This window comes from Streptomyces sp. NPDC090106 (genome assembly GCF_044747265.1).
Classification (GTDB): domain Bacteria; phylum Actinomycetota; class Actinomycetes; order Streptomycetales; family Streptomycetaceae; genus Streptomyces.
The window spans coordinates 21,082-38,539 of the sequence record NZ_JBIVDS010000016.1; the positions used below are offsets into that span (position 1 = coordinate 21,082).

Sequence of the window (17,458 nt, forward strand, 5' to 3'; positions counted from 1 at the left end):
TCGAGTCGAGAGAGGCCGGCGGCCCGCAGCTCGGCAGCGGTTCGCATCGTCGCTGTGGGCGTAGTGGGCCCTCTCGGGCGAGCATGAGCAGCTCCAGCCGTGGCGGCTGCCCAGCCGCCTCGCTCGCGTGGTCCGTAGCGGTCGGATCAGGGGCGGCGTAGCAGGTCGGCGGCTCGCTCGGCGATCGCGTACACGGTCGCGTTGGTGTTGTTGGACGGGATCGACGGGATCACTGAGCCGTCGGCGATCCGCAGGCCCTCCAGCCCGTGCACGCGCAGTTCGGAGTCGACGACCGACACCTCGTCCTCGCCCATGAGGCAGGTTCCGACGGGGTGGCAGTAGGAGCCGAAGTACTTCCGGGCGTGATGTGCGAGCGACTCCTCGTCCAGCGCGGCGAGCCCCGGGCTGATCTCCTCGATCCCCCACGGGGCGAGCGCGCCCGAAGACGCGATCTGACGGGCCGTGTTCATGCCTGACACCACCGCTCGGACGTCCTCCTCGGCTGTGAAGTAGCGAGGGTCGATCACTGGCGGCGCACAGGGGTCCGCCGAGCTGATCCTGAGCGAGCCCCGGCTGGCCGGCCGCATCGGCGAGATGCCGATGGTGAAGCCGTTCTGCACGGGGGCGACGGCGTTGGGCAGAGGGATGTCGATGAAGATGATCTGTATGTCGGGACCGTCGGCGTCCGGTGTGCTGCGCAGCAGACCCAGGATCTCTCCGTGGTTGTTGCGCGGTGTGGGCACTGGTCGCTGGGCCTGGTACACGAGGTTGGCGCGGGGGTGATCGTGCAGGTTGCGGCCTACACCGGGCAGCCGGTGAAAGACGTTCACCTCTGCCTGCCGCAGATCGTCCTCGGATCCGATGCCGGACCGCTGCAGGAGCAGCGCGGATCCGATCGCCCCCGCTGTCAGGACCACTTCGCCGGCCGTCTTCGCGGTGTGGGTCAGGCCATTCACGCCGTACTCCACGCCGACGCAGCGCGTGCCCTCGAAAAGCAGCCGGTGTGCGGTCGCCCCGGTGACCACGACCAGGTTCGGGCGGCTCAGGGCCGGGGCGAGATAGGCGTCGGCCGCGCTCTGCCGGCGTCCGGCGACGATGTTGAGGTCCACGGGGGCGAAGCCTTCCTCCAGCCCGCCGCTGATGTCGACGGCCCGGCGGTGCCCGGTCTGAACGGCACCGTCGAGGCAGGCCAACAGGATCTCGTTGGGTTCGCCGACAGGTCCGACGGTGAGGGGACCGCTGGTGCCCCGGCCGGGTGCGCCGCTTGTGGCGGTCTCGGTGCGCTGGAAATAGGGGAGCAGATCGTCGTAGGTCCAGCCTTTGGCGCCGTGGGCGCTCCAGCTGTCGTAACTGGTGTGGTGGCCACGGGCGAAGACCATCGCGTTGATGGCGGAGGAGCCGCCCAGCCCCTTGCCGCGCGGGAGCGCCACCGGGGCGCCGGAGGCTTGTTGGACGACGGTGGTGTCGCCCCAGCCGGCTTCTGAGGCCGCGAGCGAGGGCCAGGCGGGCGGAGAGGACACCGCCTCCGGCAGCGTGGCCGATCCGGCTTCCAGCAGCAGTACGTGGGTGTTGGGGTCCTCGGTCAGACGAGCGGCGAGTGCACACCCGGCCGAGCCGCCGCCGACGATGACGACGTCAGGTCGCTGAGGAGACATGGGGTGATCCGTTCTGCATGGTTTCGCGTGAATCATTGGTTCACTTCGAAGAGTACCAGTGATTCGAATCAACGATCCGTAAAAACTGATATCGGTGAATCACTGTGGTGGGGGTGACGACTTGACTCATCGATCCGCTGCGCCCGACGCCCGCGAAGGTGGCTACGCGCTCCCCCGACACGTATCTCCAGGGTGTGCTTCTCCGCGGGCGACGAGGGCGCGTCGAAGCTGGTGCGGCCTCGTCATGCCGCAGGGCGCCGACCAGTTCCTCCGGGCGGCTGCCGTCGCGGGCGCGCAGGCGTCGCCGTCCTGCTGCCCGCCGGATCCGAGGCTGTCGCGGATGCGGTGGTCGAGGTGATCCACGGCGCGGAGTTCCGGACCGACGCGCAGAAAGCCGCCGAACAGATCGCGGCGATGCCCTCGCCACGCAAGGTGGCCGACCACCTGGCCGCGCTCGCGGGCTGAGGCATATGAAGCATCCACCAGTGGCCTCGGCATCGAACGCCGAGGCCACTGGTGGTGCCTTGTCGGCCCGTCTCCGGGCCTCGGAGCCGCAGGCGTGTGCCGGCCCGGCCCGTCAGACGCCGTCCGGGTCGGCGATCAGCGCGGCGGTCGCCTGCCGCGCGAGCCACTGCTCGGTCTCGTCCCAGGACCAGCCGAGTTCGGCGACGAACAGGGTCCAGGAGGGCAGGCCGAGCAGGAACCAGAGCATGTCGGTGGCGCGTTCCTGGCTCAGACCGGGACGCAGGGCACCGAGTTCCGCAATGCGTTCGCTGAGCACGCCGAGGGCCTGCCGGTAGGCGGCGGCGACCTGGGTGAGCGTCTCCTCGACGTGCCGCTCCACGGCGGCGGCCGTAATCATGACCTGAACGACGTCGAGATGGCGTTCGTTGTCCAGGCGTACGCCGCGGGTCATGCGCGCCACGGCCTCATGGGCGTCGGGTGCGGTGCGGACGCCGTCCAGGGTCCGTTCGACGACCGGGTCGTCCACGCCGCGGTTCATCAGGACGGTCAGGATCGCCGACTTGCCGCCGGTGCTCGCGTACACGGTGGGTACGGCGATTCCGGCCTCGCGGGCGATGTCGCTGATGGTGACTTTGGCGTACCCGTGCTCGACGAAGAGCCGCAGGGCGGCGTCGAGAATCGCCGCCCGGGTGACCGCGGCGGCTTCCGCGCGACGGTCGTTACGGTACGGGCGCCGGGGGCCGTCGGCCTGTGCGGTCACGCGGTGCCCGCCGCGTGCGGGCGGGTGCGTCCTGTGCTGTCCATCCGTCCATGATGCACTGCCAGGCGATCACGAGCGCCGGGATCCATCCTTTCCCACGCAGGTCAGGGGTGTGACCGCAGTCCCAGGTCGAGGGCGAGGCAGGAGCAGTGCTTCCGCGAGCCCTCGGGGTCGTGGTGGCGGGCCCCGCCGCCTCGGACGGAGTCGACCTCTTCGGTCATGTCCTCCATGTCCTCGGAGCGGATGCGGTCGGGGGCGCGCCGAGGCGTGATTGCTGCCGCCGCGGCGTCGGTGTCGAGTTGCCGGGTCGTGGCCGTTCCTCACTTCGTCGAGCGTGGCGGCGTGCTGTTCGTGCCGTCGGCAGGAGCCGGCACGCATCGTGGTCGACTCGGTGATGCCCGACGGCCTCGGCATGTCCAAGAGCGCGAGCGCCGCACGGGTGAGATCCGCCGAGACCCTCACCGAGTTCATGAGCACCGATCCGGCCGCCCGGAACTTCCTGGCGTCCAAGCGTTCCGTGCTGGGTGTGCCCGTGGTCGAGGGCTCGCCGGCCGCCCCGCTTCTCTTCGAGGCGGCGCTGACGGCCGCCCCTGCCCCGGCCGGCCGACGCGCTGAAGCCCGGCAGCCGGATCCTCGTGGTTACCGGTACCGCTTCGCCGGATCCGCTGCGCCGCGGCGTGGCCGGCTGGAACGCCGCGCGCGTTGGCAGCGACTCCTGGGGCACGGACCGGGTGGCCCAGGCTCCGGGCACACCCCCTAGGGGAGCGGCGGGTTCCGGCCATGCCCGGAGGTCCCGTCCTCGTCGCGGCCCGCAGCTCCAGCGGCTGACCGCCGGAGCTGCGGCCTGCGCACATCACCGTGGATACCCGTGGAAACCCTGTCCGGCTTCGACGCCTGTCCAGCCCTTGTCCAGGTAGCGTTCCTTGATGATCTTGGCGAACTCGCGTTGCTTCACATCACCGTGCGAGGCGATGTGATGAGCGGTCGTCAGGCCGACGATGTCGAGCATTTCGAAGGGCCCGTAAGGGGCACCGGTCCCGATGCGCCACACGTCGTCGACAGCGGCCGGATCGGCTACGTCGTCGGTCAGCAGCTCACCGGCGGCTCGCAGCAGCGGCACGAGGAACGAGTTGAGGACATAGCCCGGCTTCTCCTTCTTGAGCTCGATCGGCACCATGCCGATCGACGTGGCGAACTCGACCACCGACGCGTAGACATCCGGAGCCGTCCGGGGCGTGCCCATCACCTCCGCGATGTTGTGACGCCAGACGAGGTTGGAGAAGTGCAGTGCGAGGAACCGGTCGGGACGGCCGGTGCTGTCCGCGAGGGCGCTGGGCGGGATGGTGGAGGTATTGGTGGCGAACACGGTGTGCGGCGGCGCCGCCTCGCCCAGCACGGAGAAGAGCCGACGCTTCACCCCAAGCCGCTCCGGCGCCGCCTCGATCACCAGATCCGCCGAGGCGACAGCCTGCGCCACGTCGCTGGTGAGCTGAATACGGTGCATGGCGTCGCGGGCTCCGGTGCCGGCGCCCGCGACCTCCTGCTCGTACCGTTCGGTCAGTCTTCCCAAACGCGTGTTGGCCCGGTCGACCGCGTCGTCATCCACGTCGTAGGCGACGACGTCGTAGCCCTTGAAGGCCGTGTGGTAGGCGATCTGCGAGCCCAACACCCCGACCCCGATCACAGCGATCCGTGAGAACTGCGGCACGATGTAGATCCCCTTCTCCGATGGTGGGTGGCTAGCGGAGACGGCTGCCGTGCGCCGTCTCGGGCGGACCGCACAGCCTCAGCGGCTCCGCGATGAGTTCCGCGACCTCCCCATTGGCACAACGGATGGCCTCTCCGTCAGGTTCACGGCACTCCGGCGGCACACCTGGTCGGCCGAGCGGTCCGCAGAGCGGTCGTCTGAAGGTGTGCCATGGACTTCATACCTTTCAGGTTCGCCAGGACCGGTGCGGTCGTGGGGGCAGGACCGGTCGGGCTGGTGACAGGGATCGAGCTGGCGCGCCGGGGCGTCGACGTGCGCCTGGTGGATCGGTCGACGGGCCCGCGCGCGGGTTCACGCGGAAAGGGGGTGCAGTCGGAACTGGCCGGCCTCGCTCAGGACAGCAGCGGCGTGGACGCCCTGCTGCGGACCGCGTCCGGTCCCGAGTGCGGATCCTTCACGCATGTCGTCGGCTGCGACCGGGCTTCCAGCACGGTACGGACCGTGCTGGACATCGGTTTTCCGGGACAGACCGACGAAACGGGTCAGGGGCATACGCGCGGACGGTCCGCCGGACCGGGTCAGGCGGTGGTGACGGCTCCGCGTCGGAAGAGGACCATGGTCGCGACGAGGCCGATCGCGAAGAAGCCCGCCGCCCAGGCGAAGGCAGTGGTGAACCCGTGGACGTTTGCCGCGGCCACGACCGAGGGCAGCTTCGAGTGGTGCGAGACGAGGTAGTCCGTGATGCTCGACAGCACCACGGTGTTCAGCAGAGCCGGGCCGAGTGAACCTCCCACCTGCTGAACCGTGTTGACCATGGCACCGGCCACTCCGGCGTCCTGTCCGGCCACACCGGCCGTGGCCTGGCTCATACCGGTGGCGAAGACACAGCCCATGCCGAGCCCGGTGAGAACGAGTCCGGGCAGGACGTGCGCGACATAGCCGGAATCAGCGGTGAGCCTCGTGAACCACACCGCGCCCACCAGGGAGAGCAGCATGCCCCCGCTCGCCACGGACTTCGGACCGAACCGCGGGATGAGGACGCTTGCGCCGGTCATCGCCGTCAGCATGATGCCCGCGTTCATCGGCAGGTAGGCGAAGCCCGTGCGCACCGGCGAGAAGTGCAGGACCTGCTGGAGGAAATAGGTCATGAAGAGCAGCTCGCCGTAGAGCCCTGCCCCCAGCACGAGGAGGGCCACAAAGGCACCGGCCCGATTGCGGTCGACGACGACGCGGGGCGGCAGCAGAGGGTGCTTCGCCCGCGCCTGCCAGGCGCCGAAGACCGCGAGCAGTACCGCGCTCGCCAGGAGGAAGCTCCAGGACTGTGCCGAGGACCACCCGTGGGTGACGGCGTTGGCGAAACCGTAGACGAGGCAGAACAGGCCGGCACTGGCCAGCACTGTGCCGAACAGGTCGAGATGGGTCCTGCCGCGCGGGCTGCGGCGCAGCAGGACCAGACCGCCCACGAAGGCCACCGCGGCGAAGAGGATGTTGATGTACAGCGTCCAGCGCCAGCTGACCTGCCCGGTCAGAAAGCCTCCGAGGAGCAGCCCCACGGAAGCCCCCGAGCCTGCGACGGCCCCGAAGATGCCGATGGCCTTGCCCCGTTCCGCGGGGTCGGTGAACGTGACGATGAGCAGCGACAGCGCCGCCGGGGCGAGCAGGGCGCTGAAGATCCCCTGCACGACGCGGGCGACGATCAGCACGGCGAAGCTCTGCGCCGACCCTCCGAGCGCAGAGGCGACGGCGAAGCCGACCAGACCGATCAGGAAGGCGTTGCGGCGGCCGAACAGGTCCGTGAGCCGGCCGCCCAGCAGCAGCAGCGAGCCGAACGCCAGTGTGTAGGCGGTGATGACCCACTGCCGGTCGGCGTCGGAGAAGTGCAGGTCCGCCTGAGCGGTGGGGAGAGCGATGTTCACGATGGTGGCGTCGAGAACCACCATCAGCTGGGCCACGCCGATGAAAGCGAGGATCAGCCAGCGGTGCGGTACGAGACCCGCATCCGGCGCCGAGGCCGAAGGAGCGGCCTCAGTGGCAGAAGAAGACATGTGTGTCGTAGTCCCATGGGTGGTGGGTGAGGGCGGGAGAAGTGCCGGTGAGGACCGGCATCTCTTTCATCATAGAGCACCTATATCGAAAGTGTTCATGGGTGAGAGACGGTCGCCGTTCGGCGCGGGATGTTCCTGCGGACACCTTCCTTGTGTGTGCGTCGATTGCGTTTGCAGGACCGGCGCGGCACGGCTCTCAGGCGTGCGGAGCGGACACGGGGGTCGGCAGGTGAGTCGGGGTCACGGCGTGATGCCGTCGAACTGCTCGAAGTACGTGTGCGACTGCCGGACGACCAGCTTCAGGACGTCACCGAGGAAGCACTCGTCTTCGGCCATGTACGGATGGATCAGCCGGTCGCCGACCACGGCGTAGTCGGCGCCGTAGCCGACTGCCGTGTAACGGCGCTTTCCGGCGTGCACCGTCACGGAGGCGATGAGGCGGTTGTCCTCCAGGCACCCGTACGTCTCGAAGGAGTCGCCGGAGCATCGGGCCCCTTGGAGTCTGGCCTCGATCTGCTCGTCGAGGTCGATGTCCGAGCCGCAGTACTCGGGTCCTCTGTCGTAGAAGATGTCCGAGCACGGACCGCACGGGGTGTTCGGCTGTAATACCGCTGTCGTCACATGTGGTTTACAGTCTTGCAGCCGTCCTCACAGGTATCGCCGGTGAAAGCCGCGGTACCGCCCCGAAAGGCCGGCGCGTGTGACGGCGGGCGGCGAGGGGATGTGTCGGTGGTGGAAGGACTTCCGGGGAACACCCGTCGGCTTCCGGCGCTGTCCGCGCCACGGTTCGTCGGCCGGGACGGTGAGCTGGACACCCTCGGGTCGGCGCTCGGAGGGGAACCCGCCGTCGTCCTGATCGAGGGCGAGGCGGGCATCGGCAAGACCCGGCTGCTGCGCGAGTTCCTCGCGTCCCAGGCCCGGCGGGGGCGGCACGCCCTCGTCGGTGCCTGTCTGGAGCTGCGGGTCCCCTACACCCTGGGCGCGGTGGTCGACGCGGTGCGCGAGGGCAGCGACGACATCGCGGAGCTGAAGCTGAGCGGGCTCGCGGGGGCGTTGCGGCCGCTGTTCCCCGAGTGGGCCGACGACCTGCCGGCGGCACCGGAGGCGCTGGAGGACGCCACCGCCGCCCGGCATCGGTTGTTCAGGGCGTTCGTCGAGGTTCTCGACCGTCTGGACGTGGCGATCCTCGCGTTGGAGGACGTCCACTGGGCCGATGAGGCCACGCTTGAGTTCCTGCTGTTCCTGGTGTCGCGCCGGCCGCAACCGGTGAGTGTGGTGCTGACGTATCGGCGGGACGAAGTGCCGTCGGCGTCCCTGCTGTTGCGGCTGTCCTCCCGGTTGTCCCCCGAGGCCCGTCTGGTGCGGCTGACGCCACGGCCGCTCGATGTGGCGGAGACCGCCTCGTTCGTCTCCTCGATGCTGGCCGGCGGGCATGTCTCCCACGAGTTCGCGGCCTTCGTGCACGCGCGCACCGCGGGTGTGCCCCTGGCGGTGGAGGAGTCGGTGCGGCTGATGCACGACCGGGCGGATCTGATCCACCGGGACGGGGGCTGGGCACGCCGTCGGCTGGACCGGATCGAGGTGCCGCCGACCATCCGTGACGCCATGCTGGAGCGCGTCCAGCGGCTCGACCCCGACACCCGCACCGTCCTGTACGCGGCGGCGGTGCTCTCCGGTCCGGCCGACCACGCGACGCTGTTCGCGGTCACCGGTCTGTCCGAGGAACGGTTCGCGGCGTGGTCGGGCGAGGCGGTCGGCAGTGGTCTGCTGCGTGAGGGCAGGTCCGGGCAGTGGTCGTTCCGGCATCCGCTGGCGTGTTACGCCGTGTACGACGTCATCCCGGCCGGGGAGCGGCGTGCCATGCACCTGCGGGCGGGCCGGGCGCTGGAGCGGTGGCCGGTGCCTCCCGTGGCGCAGTTGGCGCGGCACTTCCGGCTGGCCGGCGAGGTCGGGGCCGCGTGCCGGTACACCGAGGAGGCGGCCGATCTGAGCACGCAGTCCGGGGACGTGGCCACCTCGGCGCTGTTGATCCACAGTCTGGTCGCCGGCGTCCCGCTGCCCGCCGCGGTGCTGGTGCGTCTGGTGACGAAGATCCAGTTCCAGGCGCTGTCGGGCTCCGATCCGTACTCGGCGGTCATCGACGCGCTGCGTGCGGCTCTGGTCGGCCAGGCCCTCACGCCGGTGGCGCAGGCGTCGGTCCGTTTCCAGGTGGGCCGGGTCCTGATGGTGGCGGGCGAGATCGAGGCGGGCCGCGGCGAGATCCTCACGGCGCTGCCCCATCTGCCGCCGGAGTCCGTGGAGATGGCGCGCGGCCGGATCCTGCTCGCGTTGCCGCTGGGGAACGCGCGGCCGGTCTCGGAGCATCTGCGGTGGCTTCAGGAGGCGCCGCCGCTCGCGCGGTCGATCGCTGCCCTGGACCGGTTGCACCTGGCCGCGGATCGCGCGTTCGCGCTGCTCACACTGGGCGAGGAGGCCGGGTGGGCGGCGGCGCGCGAGATCCCGGACGATGTCGTCGATCCGCGGGCGGCGTCCATCGTGACGGTGGGCCACGCGAACGTCAGTGAGGAGGCGACGCGGTGGGGGCGGTACGCGGAGGGCAGGGCGCGGCTGGCCAGGGCCCAGGTTCTCGCCGAGCGTCACCAGCTGCTGGACTACCTCGACAGCATCGCCTCCTCGCGGGCCCATCTCGACTGGTTCTCGGGTGCCTGGTCGGGGCTGGCCGAGCGGGCGGCGCGGCTGGTCGACGACGACAGCGGGGTGCGGCTGAAGGACCGGTGCGAGGCGGCGCTGGTGGCGGGGCTGCTGGAGGCCGCCACCGGGGACCGGGAGGTGGCGAGGGAGCGGCTGCGTTTCGCCGGGCGCGACGACCAGCAGCGCATCGAGGCCACCGCCGCGCTGGCTCAACTGTCCCTGGGCGAGGGTGACATCGACGAGGCGGTCCGGCTGACCGACCAGCTGGCCGGGATCGCCATCGGCAGCGGGTTGTGGTCGCGGGCCGTGGAGTTCGCGCCCGCGCGCACGGCTGCCCTGGTGGCCGCCGGGCGGCTGGGGGCCGCCTCGGACGTGGTGGACGCCTTCGCGGGGGCGCTGGGTGACCGGGACGCGCCGGCGCCACAGGCGTCGCTGCTGCTGTGCCGGGCGATCCTGGCGGAGGCCGAGGACCGCCTCGCGGACGCCGCCGCGCTGTTCCGCCGTACGGCGACCGCGTGGGAGGCGCTGCCGCGTCCCTACGACGCCCTGCTCGCCCGGGAGCGCTTCGCGCGCTGTCTGGTCGCGCAGGGGCAGGACGAGGCGGCGCTGCCGGTGCTGTCGGGGGTGGCGGGGGCGTTGGCGGAGCTCGGCGCCCACAACGACGCCGACCGGATCGGCGGTTTCCTCGCCGGACGGGTCGCGGCGGCGCGCGGCCGGGGGCGTCCCGGTTACGGCAACCGGCTCTCGCCGCGCGAGCTGGAGGTGGCGCGGTTGCTGGTCGAAGGGTTGACGAACCGTCAGATCGCGGACGCGCTCGTGGTGTCGGCGCAGACCGTCGCCAGTCAGGTGAAGTCGGCGATGCGCAAACTGGAGGTCACCTCGCGCACGGCACTCGCGGTCAGGGTGGTCGAGTCGGGGCTCGTCGGCGACCCGGACCAGCGCTCCGCGAACGACGAGTGAATTCCACGCACCGTTCGCAGGACGACGAAAAGACGAGGACCGGACGGCGGGATTAAATCCCGCATCTGACCGATCGTGCCGACGGCCGGTGCGATCGCACACTCGTTGCCATGCCGTCCGCCGACTCATCGACACCCGCCCCTGAAGACGACTCGCCCGCATCGGAAGTCCGTCCACAGGACTTACCCGTGTCGACCGAAGAGCCGTCCGATCAGGAGGGCGTCACCGGCATCCGCAGCGGGACGGCCGGCGCCGACGAAGACGCCGAGTACGAACCGCTCTGACGCGGACGCCCGTGGCGCGAGCCACGAACCGCTCTCACCCGACAGCCCATGACGCCGGCCGCCGCGTGCTCCCAGTCCGTTCGGGACGGGGCGCGGCGTACCCGTACGCACGAAACGCCCGCTCGCCGACGGGCCGCCGACCCGCGGCCCGGACCTGTGCTCACGTTCCACGTCATTCGCTCTCAAGGGAGATCCATAGATGAGGTCAAGCGCAAGAAGGGGCGTCGGCAGACGCTGGGGCGCGGTGACCGTCGGTCTGACCGTCTTCGGCATGCTCGTGTCGACGACGGCGGCCGACGCCGCCGAGCCGGTCCAGCAGGCGCCGCGATCCGATGTCGTACAGACGAAGACGGACGCTGCCAAGACGGACGGTGCGACGGCCGCCGACGACGGCCTGGCGCGCGTCGTCGCCGCGGCCGGCGGGTCCGTCCCGGTCACGCTGATCACCGGTGACACCGTGCACATAGGTGTCGACGGCGACGGCAAGCCGGTCATACGTGACACCGACAGCGCGCCGCGGGCCGACGGGCTGCCGGTCGTGTTCCACACCCTCGGCCACCAGGGCAGGGTGTACGTCGTGCCGGACGACGCCCTCGTGCTGGTCGGCCAGGGGCTGCTCGACTGGTCGCTGTTCGACGTGCGGGAGCTGGTCTCGATCGCCGCGGCGGGCAAGAGCGACACCGTGCCGGTGCTCCTCACCTACACCGGCACCGGCGCGGCCGACAAGGCGCGGAAGGTCGCCGGGGCCTCCGGTGGCCGGTCGCTGCCGAGCATCAACGGCCGCTCGCTGAAGATCGCCGACAGCGGGCGGTGGTGGCAGGGGGTGCGGGGCAAGAAGGCGTCCACCCCGGCCACCGCCCGGGCCGCCGGTTCGCTGGCCGGGGTCGAGAAGGTGTGGCTCAACGGCATGTCCCAGATCGACCTGGAGACGTCGGTGCCGCAGGTCGGTGCGCCGGTGGCCTGGAAGCGGGGCTACGACGGCACCGGGGTGAAGGTGGCGGTGCTGGACACCGGTATCGACGCCACCCACCCTGACGTGGCCGCGAGCATCGTGGACGCGGTCGACTTCACCGGCAACCCCAAGGGCGCCAAGGACGGGCACGGACACGGCACCCACGTGGCCTCGACGGTCCTGGGCAGCGGCGCCGCGTCGAACGGGCTGCGCAAGGGCGTGGCGCCCGGCGCCAAGCTGCTGGTGGGCAAGGTCTGCAACGACCAGGGCCAGTGTTCCGACGACGACATCATCGCGGGTATGGACTGGGCCGCGCACTCGGGCGCCAAGGTCGTCAACCTGAGCCTGGGCGGTGACCCCACCGACGGCACCGATCCGCTGAGCCAGGCGCTCAACGGACTCAGCCGCTCCACGGGGACCCTGTTCGTGGTCGCCGCCGGCAACCACAGCTTCGGCACCGCGAAGGTCTCCTCCCCCGGGTCCGCCGACGACGCCCTGACCGTGGCCGCCGTCGACGACAACGACGAGATGGCCACGTTCTCCAACACCGGGCCGCGCTTCGGGGACGGCGCCGCCAAGCCCGACATCTCGGGCCCGGGCGTCGACATCGTCGCGGCCCGCGCCGCGGGCACCTCCATGGGTTCGCCGGTGGACCAGTACTACACCGCGTCCAGCGGCACCTCGATGGCCACACCGCACGTGGCCGGGGCGGCGGCCGTCGTCGCCCAGCAGCACCCGGAGATGGACGGTCAGCAGATCAAGGCGCTGCTGATGGACACCGCCACCGACCTGGGCCACGACATGTACTCCCAGGGCACGGGCCTGGTGAACCTGGCGACCGCGACCAACCCGCAGATCCTGCCGAAGGGCATCCTGAACTTCGGCCGCATGACCTACCCGCAGTCGGCCACCACCAAGAAGTTCGTGTACGTCAACCGCACCGACAAGGCGACCACGTTGCACCTGTCGCTGACGTCCGTCTTCGGCGACGGGAAGGCGGCCAAGGTGGGGCTGTTCACCCTCGGCGCGGACGAGGTGGTGGTCCCCGCCAACGGGACCGCCGAGGTACCGGTGACGCTCGACGGCAGCGTCCTGGGCCCGGACGATCCCCACGGGTACTACAGCGCGCTGCTGAACGCCCGTGACGACTCCGGCGCGATAGAGCTGAACTTCAGGAGCCACGCCTTCCTGGAGGCCCAGAAGTTCCCGCTCACCCTGAAGGTCGTTCCTCCGGCGGGTGCCACGGACGTCCACTACGGCACCACCTCCTTCACACCGGTCGACGACCAGATCCATCTCCACTCGCTCCCGGCCAGCGAGCCCGGCGCGGAGAGCGTGACCGAGCAGCTCTTCCGCGGCACCTACGCGGTGGACGTACCGGTCACCTGGCGGAACGCGGCCGGCGACGTCCAGCAGGCCTCGCCGATCGCACCGGAGGTGAGCCTCACCGAGGCGCGCACCGTGACGCTGGACCTGCGCAAGGCCAAGCCGTTGACCGTGCGGTACCCGGAGTCCACCGAGACCTACGACATGAACGACCAGGTCCAGCGGGTCTCGGCGACCGGGGCGTGGTCGACCGGCAGCTCGATGGACTACGACTACCGGGCCACCGAGCCGAACCGGTGGATCCTGCCCACCGGCAAGGTGACCATGGGCACCCTCACCCACGACTTCTACCACTCGGGGACGACGTCCGTAGTCACCCTGCGCGCCACCGGCGGCGGTGCCTCCTCCGGGCTGTCCGCCCGCTACGTGACCCCGGACACCACGGTGAGCCAGACCCAGGGGTGGCTCGGCGACACCGGTGGCTGGAACACCCGGGAGTCCTCGATCAGGATTCCCCGGCTTCCGGTCAAGGGAGACATGAAGGTGGTGTACGCCGGTTCCGGGTCCGCCGCCGACCTCGCGGGGGTCGACGCCCGGGGCAAGCTCGTCCTCGTCACGCCGGCCGACATCTGCCCGAACACGTGTGACTACACGAAGCTGCGGGACGAGCGGGTGGCTGCCGCCGCCTCCGCAGGCGCCGTGGGCGTGCTGGTCTCCGCTCCGGATCTCACCTCGCTGGGCGGCCCCACGGTGGTGGAAGGATGCTTCGACGGGCTGAAGAGCTGCCCGGCGTTCCAGTCGTACGCCGCGCTGCCGATCGTGAGCGTGCCCTATACCGAGGCCGAGGCCCTGATCGAGCGCATCAAGGCGCACGGTTCGAAGGTCCGGATCAGCCTCGGCGGCACCGCCGTACCGAGGGCGTACGCCGCCACCTATCACGAGTCCGGACAGATCGGACAGAGCACCTACCGGCTCGACAAGGGCGATCTCGACCGGGTCGACCTCTCCTTCCACTCCGCGCGGCCCGCGGAGGTCCACAAGCTGAGCTGGAACCAGCCCATCCAGGGTGTGTCCGCCGCGTCGTACGTGTACCTGCCGAAGCCGTCCACCCAGCGGACGATGACCGTGTTCGTCAAGCGGGAGAAGAACGCCGTCAGCCGGTTCGGCACCTCCTGGGCCGAGACGACGGCGGACCGCGTCATCACGCACAACCGCGTCGAGTCGAACGACCTGGTTCTCACCGGCCGGGACGAGATCCACTGGAACGCAGGGCCGTCCGTGCCCGGAGCCGTCCCGGCGGCGCGCACCAAGTCCGGTTTCGCCGTCCAGGCCGGGCCGTGCGCGGGCTGCCGGCAGGGCGACTCTTTCTATCCCACCCTCTATCTGACGAGCGCCGGCGGCGGTCGCCAGGCCGTGATCGGCGTCGTCGGCGCGGAGACGCTCACCCACCCGTTCAGCGAGCTCCCCGTCTGCGCAGCGGTTCCCTCGCCCACCATGCCGAGCCTCGACTCGACCTGTGACTTCAGGCTGAAGGACGCGTCCGGCGCGGAGATCGAGCGTCACGAGGAACACCTGCCCGACCAGGACGACTACAGCTCCCTCTGATGGCACTCGACACCGACAAGGAGACCGACACATGAACCACTCCCCCGTGCCATCGGCACGACGTCGCAGAGGGGCCCTCATGCTGCTGGCCGCAGCGGCGACACTGATGCTCTCCGGCTGCAAGGGCGGTGATCTCGTCTCCTACGAACTCCCGGCGAAGTCCGCCCGGTACACGTTCGAGACGGAGACCGACGGCGTCAGCACGGTGTGGCGCTACAGCTCCGCCCAGGTCACCAAGGACGACACCTCGACGCTGAGCCCGTGCATCGGTGAGCTGACCGGCGGCAACGAGGCGGCCTGCCGCCCCGAGCCGCTGATCTTCCTGCGCTACGACCTCGGCCTGGCCCTGGACAACACCGTCAGGGCCGGCGAGAACCACCAGGTCACGGTCGTCGGCTACTACCAGGAGCGGCTCACCGACCTGCCCAGGGTGACCTCGCTGAAGGCGGAGACGTCCTTCGACGGGGGCAGGACCTGGCACCAGGTGAGCACGAAGGCGGCCGGCAGGAACACCTTCGTCACGACGATCCGGAACCCGCGGCGGGACCAGGCCGCCCAGGGCGTGGGACTGAGGATCAGCGCGACCGACAGCCAGGGCAACACCGTGCGGCAGACCATCCCCACGGCGTACACGCTGCGCTGACGTCAGCCGACAGGCGCAGTACGACACGCGCGGATCGACAGGCGCAGTACGACAGGGCGGTGCGAGACCCGGTCTCGCACCGCCCTGGTGCGTGCGGAGTCCTGCGGGGGTGTGTGGGCCTCGGCCCTGAGAATGTCCCCGGCCTGCTCCGCGGCGCGGGCGATCAGAACGCGCGGGCGTCAGAACTTCGGGCCGGTTCCCTTCGCCAGCGGGGTGACGTCGACGCGGCCCTTCTGGAGGACCTCACCCAGCTTCCACGCGGCGTTGAGGTGCTTGTAGGAGTCGGGAGGGGTGACCTCCAGACGGGTCGGGTTCTTCTCCGCCTTGGTCGGCTCACCGGCGGCCGGGACGTCCCCCCAGTGCAGCCGGGTGTAGGCGCTCTGTCCCGGCTTGAGCGTGATGAGGGCAGTACGGCCGTGGTCGCGGACCACCCGCGTGGGCACCTCCTTGCCATGGGAGTTGAGGAGCCGCAGCCCCACATATCCCTGGGTCCGGACGGTCTTGTGGGTCTTGTTGGTGAGGATCACCGTCGCGTAGCGCTGCCCCGCGCCCGAGTCCAGCGCGTGCACCCGAACGGTCAGCGAGGACGTGTCCGCCCATCCCGGCCGGGTCGCGGCCTGCGATGTGCCCGCCGTGACACCGATCAGCGCCACCGCGGACAACACCGAGAGGACGGCAGGTGTGACGAGGTGGTGAGTGCGCTTGCCGAAGTTCATGATGTGGCCCCTTACCGATGCCTTGTCTGTCTGCTTCTGACATGTATGAGGTGTTCTGAGGGGGATCGGTTCGCGGGCCTGTCCGATCTTTGCGTCGCGAGATACGTTGTTGACCTGCCGTTGGCCATCTCGTGGCGGCGAGCAGTCATGTGTGGCCTCGTGAAGGGCCTCCGTGCACGTGTCAGCGGAGGAAGCCCTCGTAGTGGCGCTGCTGGAGCCGGCTCTCGATCTGCCGCACGGTCTCCAGTCCGACGCCGACGATGATGAGGATGCTGGTGCCGCCGAACGGGAAGTTGTTCGTCGCCCCGAAGCCGGCCAGCGCGATGGTGGGAACGAGGGCGATCACCCCCAGATACAGGGCGCCCGGCCAGGTGATCCGGGTGAGGACGTACGACAGGTACTGCGCGGTCGGCCGGCCCGCCCGGATGCCGGGGACGAAGCCGCCGTACTGCTTCATGTTGTCCGCGACCTCGTCCGGGTTGAAGGAGATGGAGACGTAGAAGAACGCGAAGAACACGATGAGCACGAAGTAGAGGCTGATGTAGACCGGGTGGTCGCCCTTGACGAGGTTCTGCTCGATCCAGGTCTTCCAGCCGGACGTGCCGCTGGAGAACTGTGCGACCAGGGCCGGGACGTAGAGCAGGGACGACGCGAAGATGACCGGGATGACACCCGCCTGATTCACCTTCAGCGGGATGTACGTGGAGGTGCCGCCGTAGGCGCGACGGCCGACCATCCGCTTCGCGTACTGCACCGGGATACGGCGCTGGGCCTGCTCGACGAAGACCACCAGGCCGACCATGGCCAGGCCGACGGCGATGACGGCGCCGAACTCGATCCAGCCTCCGGCCAGCGTGCCCTGCTTCTTGATGGCCCACAGGGCCGAGGGGAACGTGGCGGCGATCGAGACGAACATCAGGATCGACATGCCGTTGCCGATGCCCCGGTCGGTGATCAGCTCACCGAGCCACATGACGAGTGCCGTACCGGCGGTCATCGTGACGACCATGACGATCGTGGTGAAGACCGAGCGGTCCGGGACGATCGACGACGCCACCGTGCAGCCGGAGAACAACGCGCCGCTGCGGGCGGTGGCCACCAGGCCGGTGCCCTGGAGGATGGCGAGCGCCACGGTCAGGTAGCGGGTGTACTGCGTGATCTTCGCGGTACCGGCCTGCCCCTCCTTCTTGAGGGCTTCCAGACGCGGGATGACCACGGTCAGCAGCTGGAGGATGATACTGGCCGTGATGTAGGGCAGGATGCCGAGCGCGAAGATGGTGATCTGCAACAGCGCGCCGCCACTGAAGAGGTTGACCAGCCCGAACAGGCCCTGGTTGCCGGAGGCCTGCGCGACGCAGTCCTGAACGGCCCGGTAGTCCACGCCCGGGATCGGGACATGCGTGCCGACCCGGTAGAGCACGATCACGCCCAAGGTGAAGAGCAGCTTCTTGCGCAGGTCAGGCGTCCTGAACGCCTGGGTGAACGCGGTGAGCACGAGGTCTCCTGGAAGGCAGCGACATGGCAGCGACGAATGCCGCCCCCGACCGGTGGCGGACACACCTGCATGAACTCCGATACGTCTCCGGCACACCTATCAACAGAAAATACATCAAACGAGCTTTAGGTGTGCGGGGAGAGGTTCCACCCA

The 17,458-nt window shown here is 69.9% G+C and carries 11 protein-coding genes and 1 pseudogene; 5 read left to right on the forward strand and 7 right to left on the reverse strand.

Translation table 11 applies throughout. The features are described from left to right. Positions 1–146 precede the first annotated feature (146 nt). Both ACIPSE_RS38850 and ACIPSE_RS38855 read right to left on the reverse strand, forming a co-directional pair. Positions 147–1,655 (reverse strand): GMC family oxidoreductase, encoded by a 1,509-nt coding sequence (locus ACIPSE_RS38850; RefSeq protein WP_401672613.1) that lies wholly within the window; start codon positions 1,653–1,655, stop codon positions 147–149. Between the two features lie 577 nt (positions 1,656–2,232). After that, complete coding sequence (locus tag ACIPSE_RS38855) at positions 2,233–2,880, reverse strand: TetR/AcrR family transcriptional regulator (RefSeq protein ID WP_401672615.1); 648 nt, start codon at positions 2,878–2,880, stop codon at positions 2,233–2,235. A 379-nt stretch (positions 2,881–3,259) separates the two neighbouring features. Between ACIPSE_RS38855 and ACIPSE_RS38860 the strand changes: the two genes are divergently transcribed. Then, positions 3,260–3,640, forward strand: coding sequence for a hypothetical protein (locus tag ACIPSE_RS38860; protein ID WP_401672618.1), 381 nt, complete (start codon positions 3,260–3,262; stop codon positions 3,638–3,640). A 93-nt stretch (positions 3,641–3,733) separates the two neighbouring features. Here ACIPSE_RS38860 and ACIPSE_RS38865 read toward each other — a convergent pair whose 3' ends face one another. Beyond that, complete coding sequence (locus tag ACIPSE_RS38865; RefSeq protein WP_401672621.1) at positions 3,734–4,588, reverse strand: 3-hydroxyacyl-CoA dehydrogenase; 855 nt, start codon at positions 4,586–4,588, stop codon at positions 3,734–3,736. Positions 4,589–4,798: 210 nt separating this feature from the next. Between ACIPSE_RS38865 and ACIPSE_RS38870 the strand changes: the two are divergent. Next, a pseudogene (locus ACIPSE_RS38870) lies at positions 4,799–4,951 on the forward strand (FAD-dependent monooxygenase); the annotation flags it as partial. Between the two features lie 215 nt (positions 4,952–5,166). Here ACIPSE_RS38870 and ACIPSE_RS38875 read toward each other — a convergent pair. Together ACIPSE_RS38875 and ACIPSE_RS38880 are read right to left on the reverse strand one after the other, a co-directional pair. Further along, entirely contained in the window at positions 5,167–6,633 is a 1,467-nt protein-coding gene (locus ACIPSE_RS38875; protein ID WP_401672624.1) for an MFS transporter, read from the reverse strand. A 240-nt stretch (positions 6,634–6,873) separates the two neighbouring features. Continuing rightward, complete coding sequence (locus ACIPSE_RS38880) at positions 6,874–7,254, reverse strand: hypothetical protein (RefSeq protein ID WP_401672627.1); 381 nt, start codon at positions 7,252–7,254, stop codon at positions 6,874–6,876. A gap of 108 nt (positions 7,255–7,362) precedes the next feature. Here ACIPSE_RS38880 and ACIPSE_RS38885 point away from each other — a divergent pair, with 108 nt between their 5' ends. The 3 genes from ACIPSE_RS38885 to ACIPSE_RS38895 all read left to right on the forward strand — a co-directional run bounded on the left by ACIPSE_RS38885 (position 7,363) and on the right by ACIPSE_RS38895 (position 15,094). Next, positions 7,363–10,284 (forward strand): ATP-binding protein, encoded by a 2,922-nt coding sequence (locus ACIPSE_RS38885; RefSeq protein WP_401672629.1) that lies wholly within the window; start codon positions 7,363–7,365, stop codon positions 10,282–10,284. Positions 10,285–10,767: 483 nt separating this feature from the next. Then, positions 10,768–14,451, forward strand: a complete 3,684-nt coding sequence (locus ACIPSE_RS38890) for a S8 family peptidase (protein ID WP_401672632.1) — start codon at positions 10,768–10,770, stop codon at positions 14,449–14,451. A 79-nt stretch (positions 14,452–14,530) separates the two neighbouring features. After that, a complete protein-coding gene (locus ACIPSE_RS38895; protein ID WP_401672635.1) occupies positions 14,531–15,094 on the forward strand; it encodes a hypothetical protein in 564 nt (187 codons plus the stop codon). 179 nt (positions 15,095–15,273) lie between these two features. Here ACIPSE_RS38895 and ACIPSE_RS38900 read toward each other — a convergent pair whose 3' ends face one another. Both ACIPSE_RS38900 and secY read right to left on the reverse strand, forming a co-directional pair. Continuing rightward, entirely contained in the window at positions 15,274–15,810 is a 537-nt protein-coding gene (locus ACIPSE_RS38900; RefSeq protein WP_401672638.1) for a DUF4232 domain-containing protein, read from the reverse strand. Positions 15,811–15,991: 181 nt separating this feature from the next. Further along, positions 15,992–17,305 carry a preprotein translocase subunit SecY gene (gene secY, locus ACIPSE_RS38905; RefSeq protein WP_401672641.1) on the reverse strand — a complete coding sequence of 438 codons (1,314 nt, stop codon included), beginning with the start codon at positions 17,303–17,305 and terminating at the stop codon, positions 15,992–15,994. Positions 17,306–17,458 lie beyond the last annotated feature (153 nt).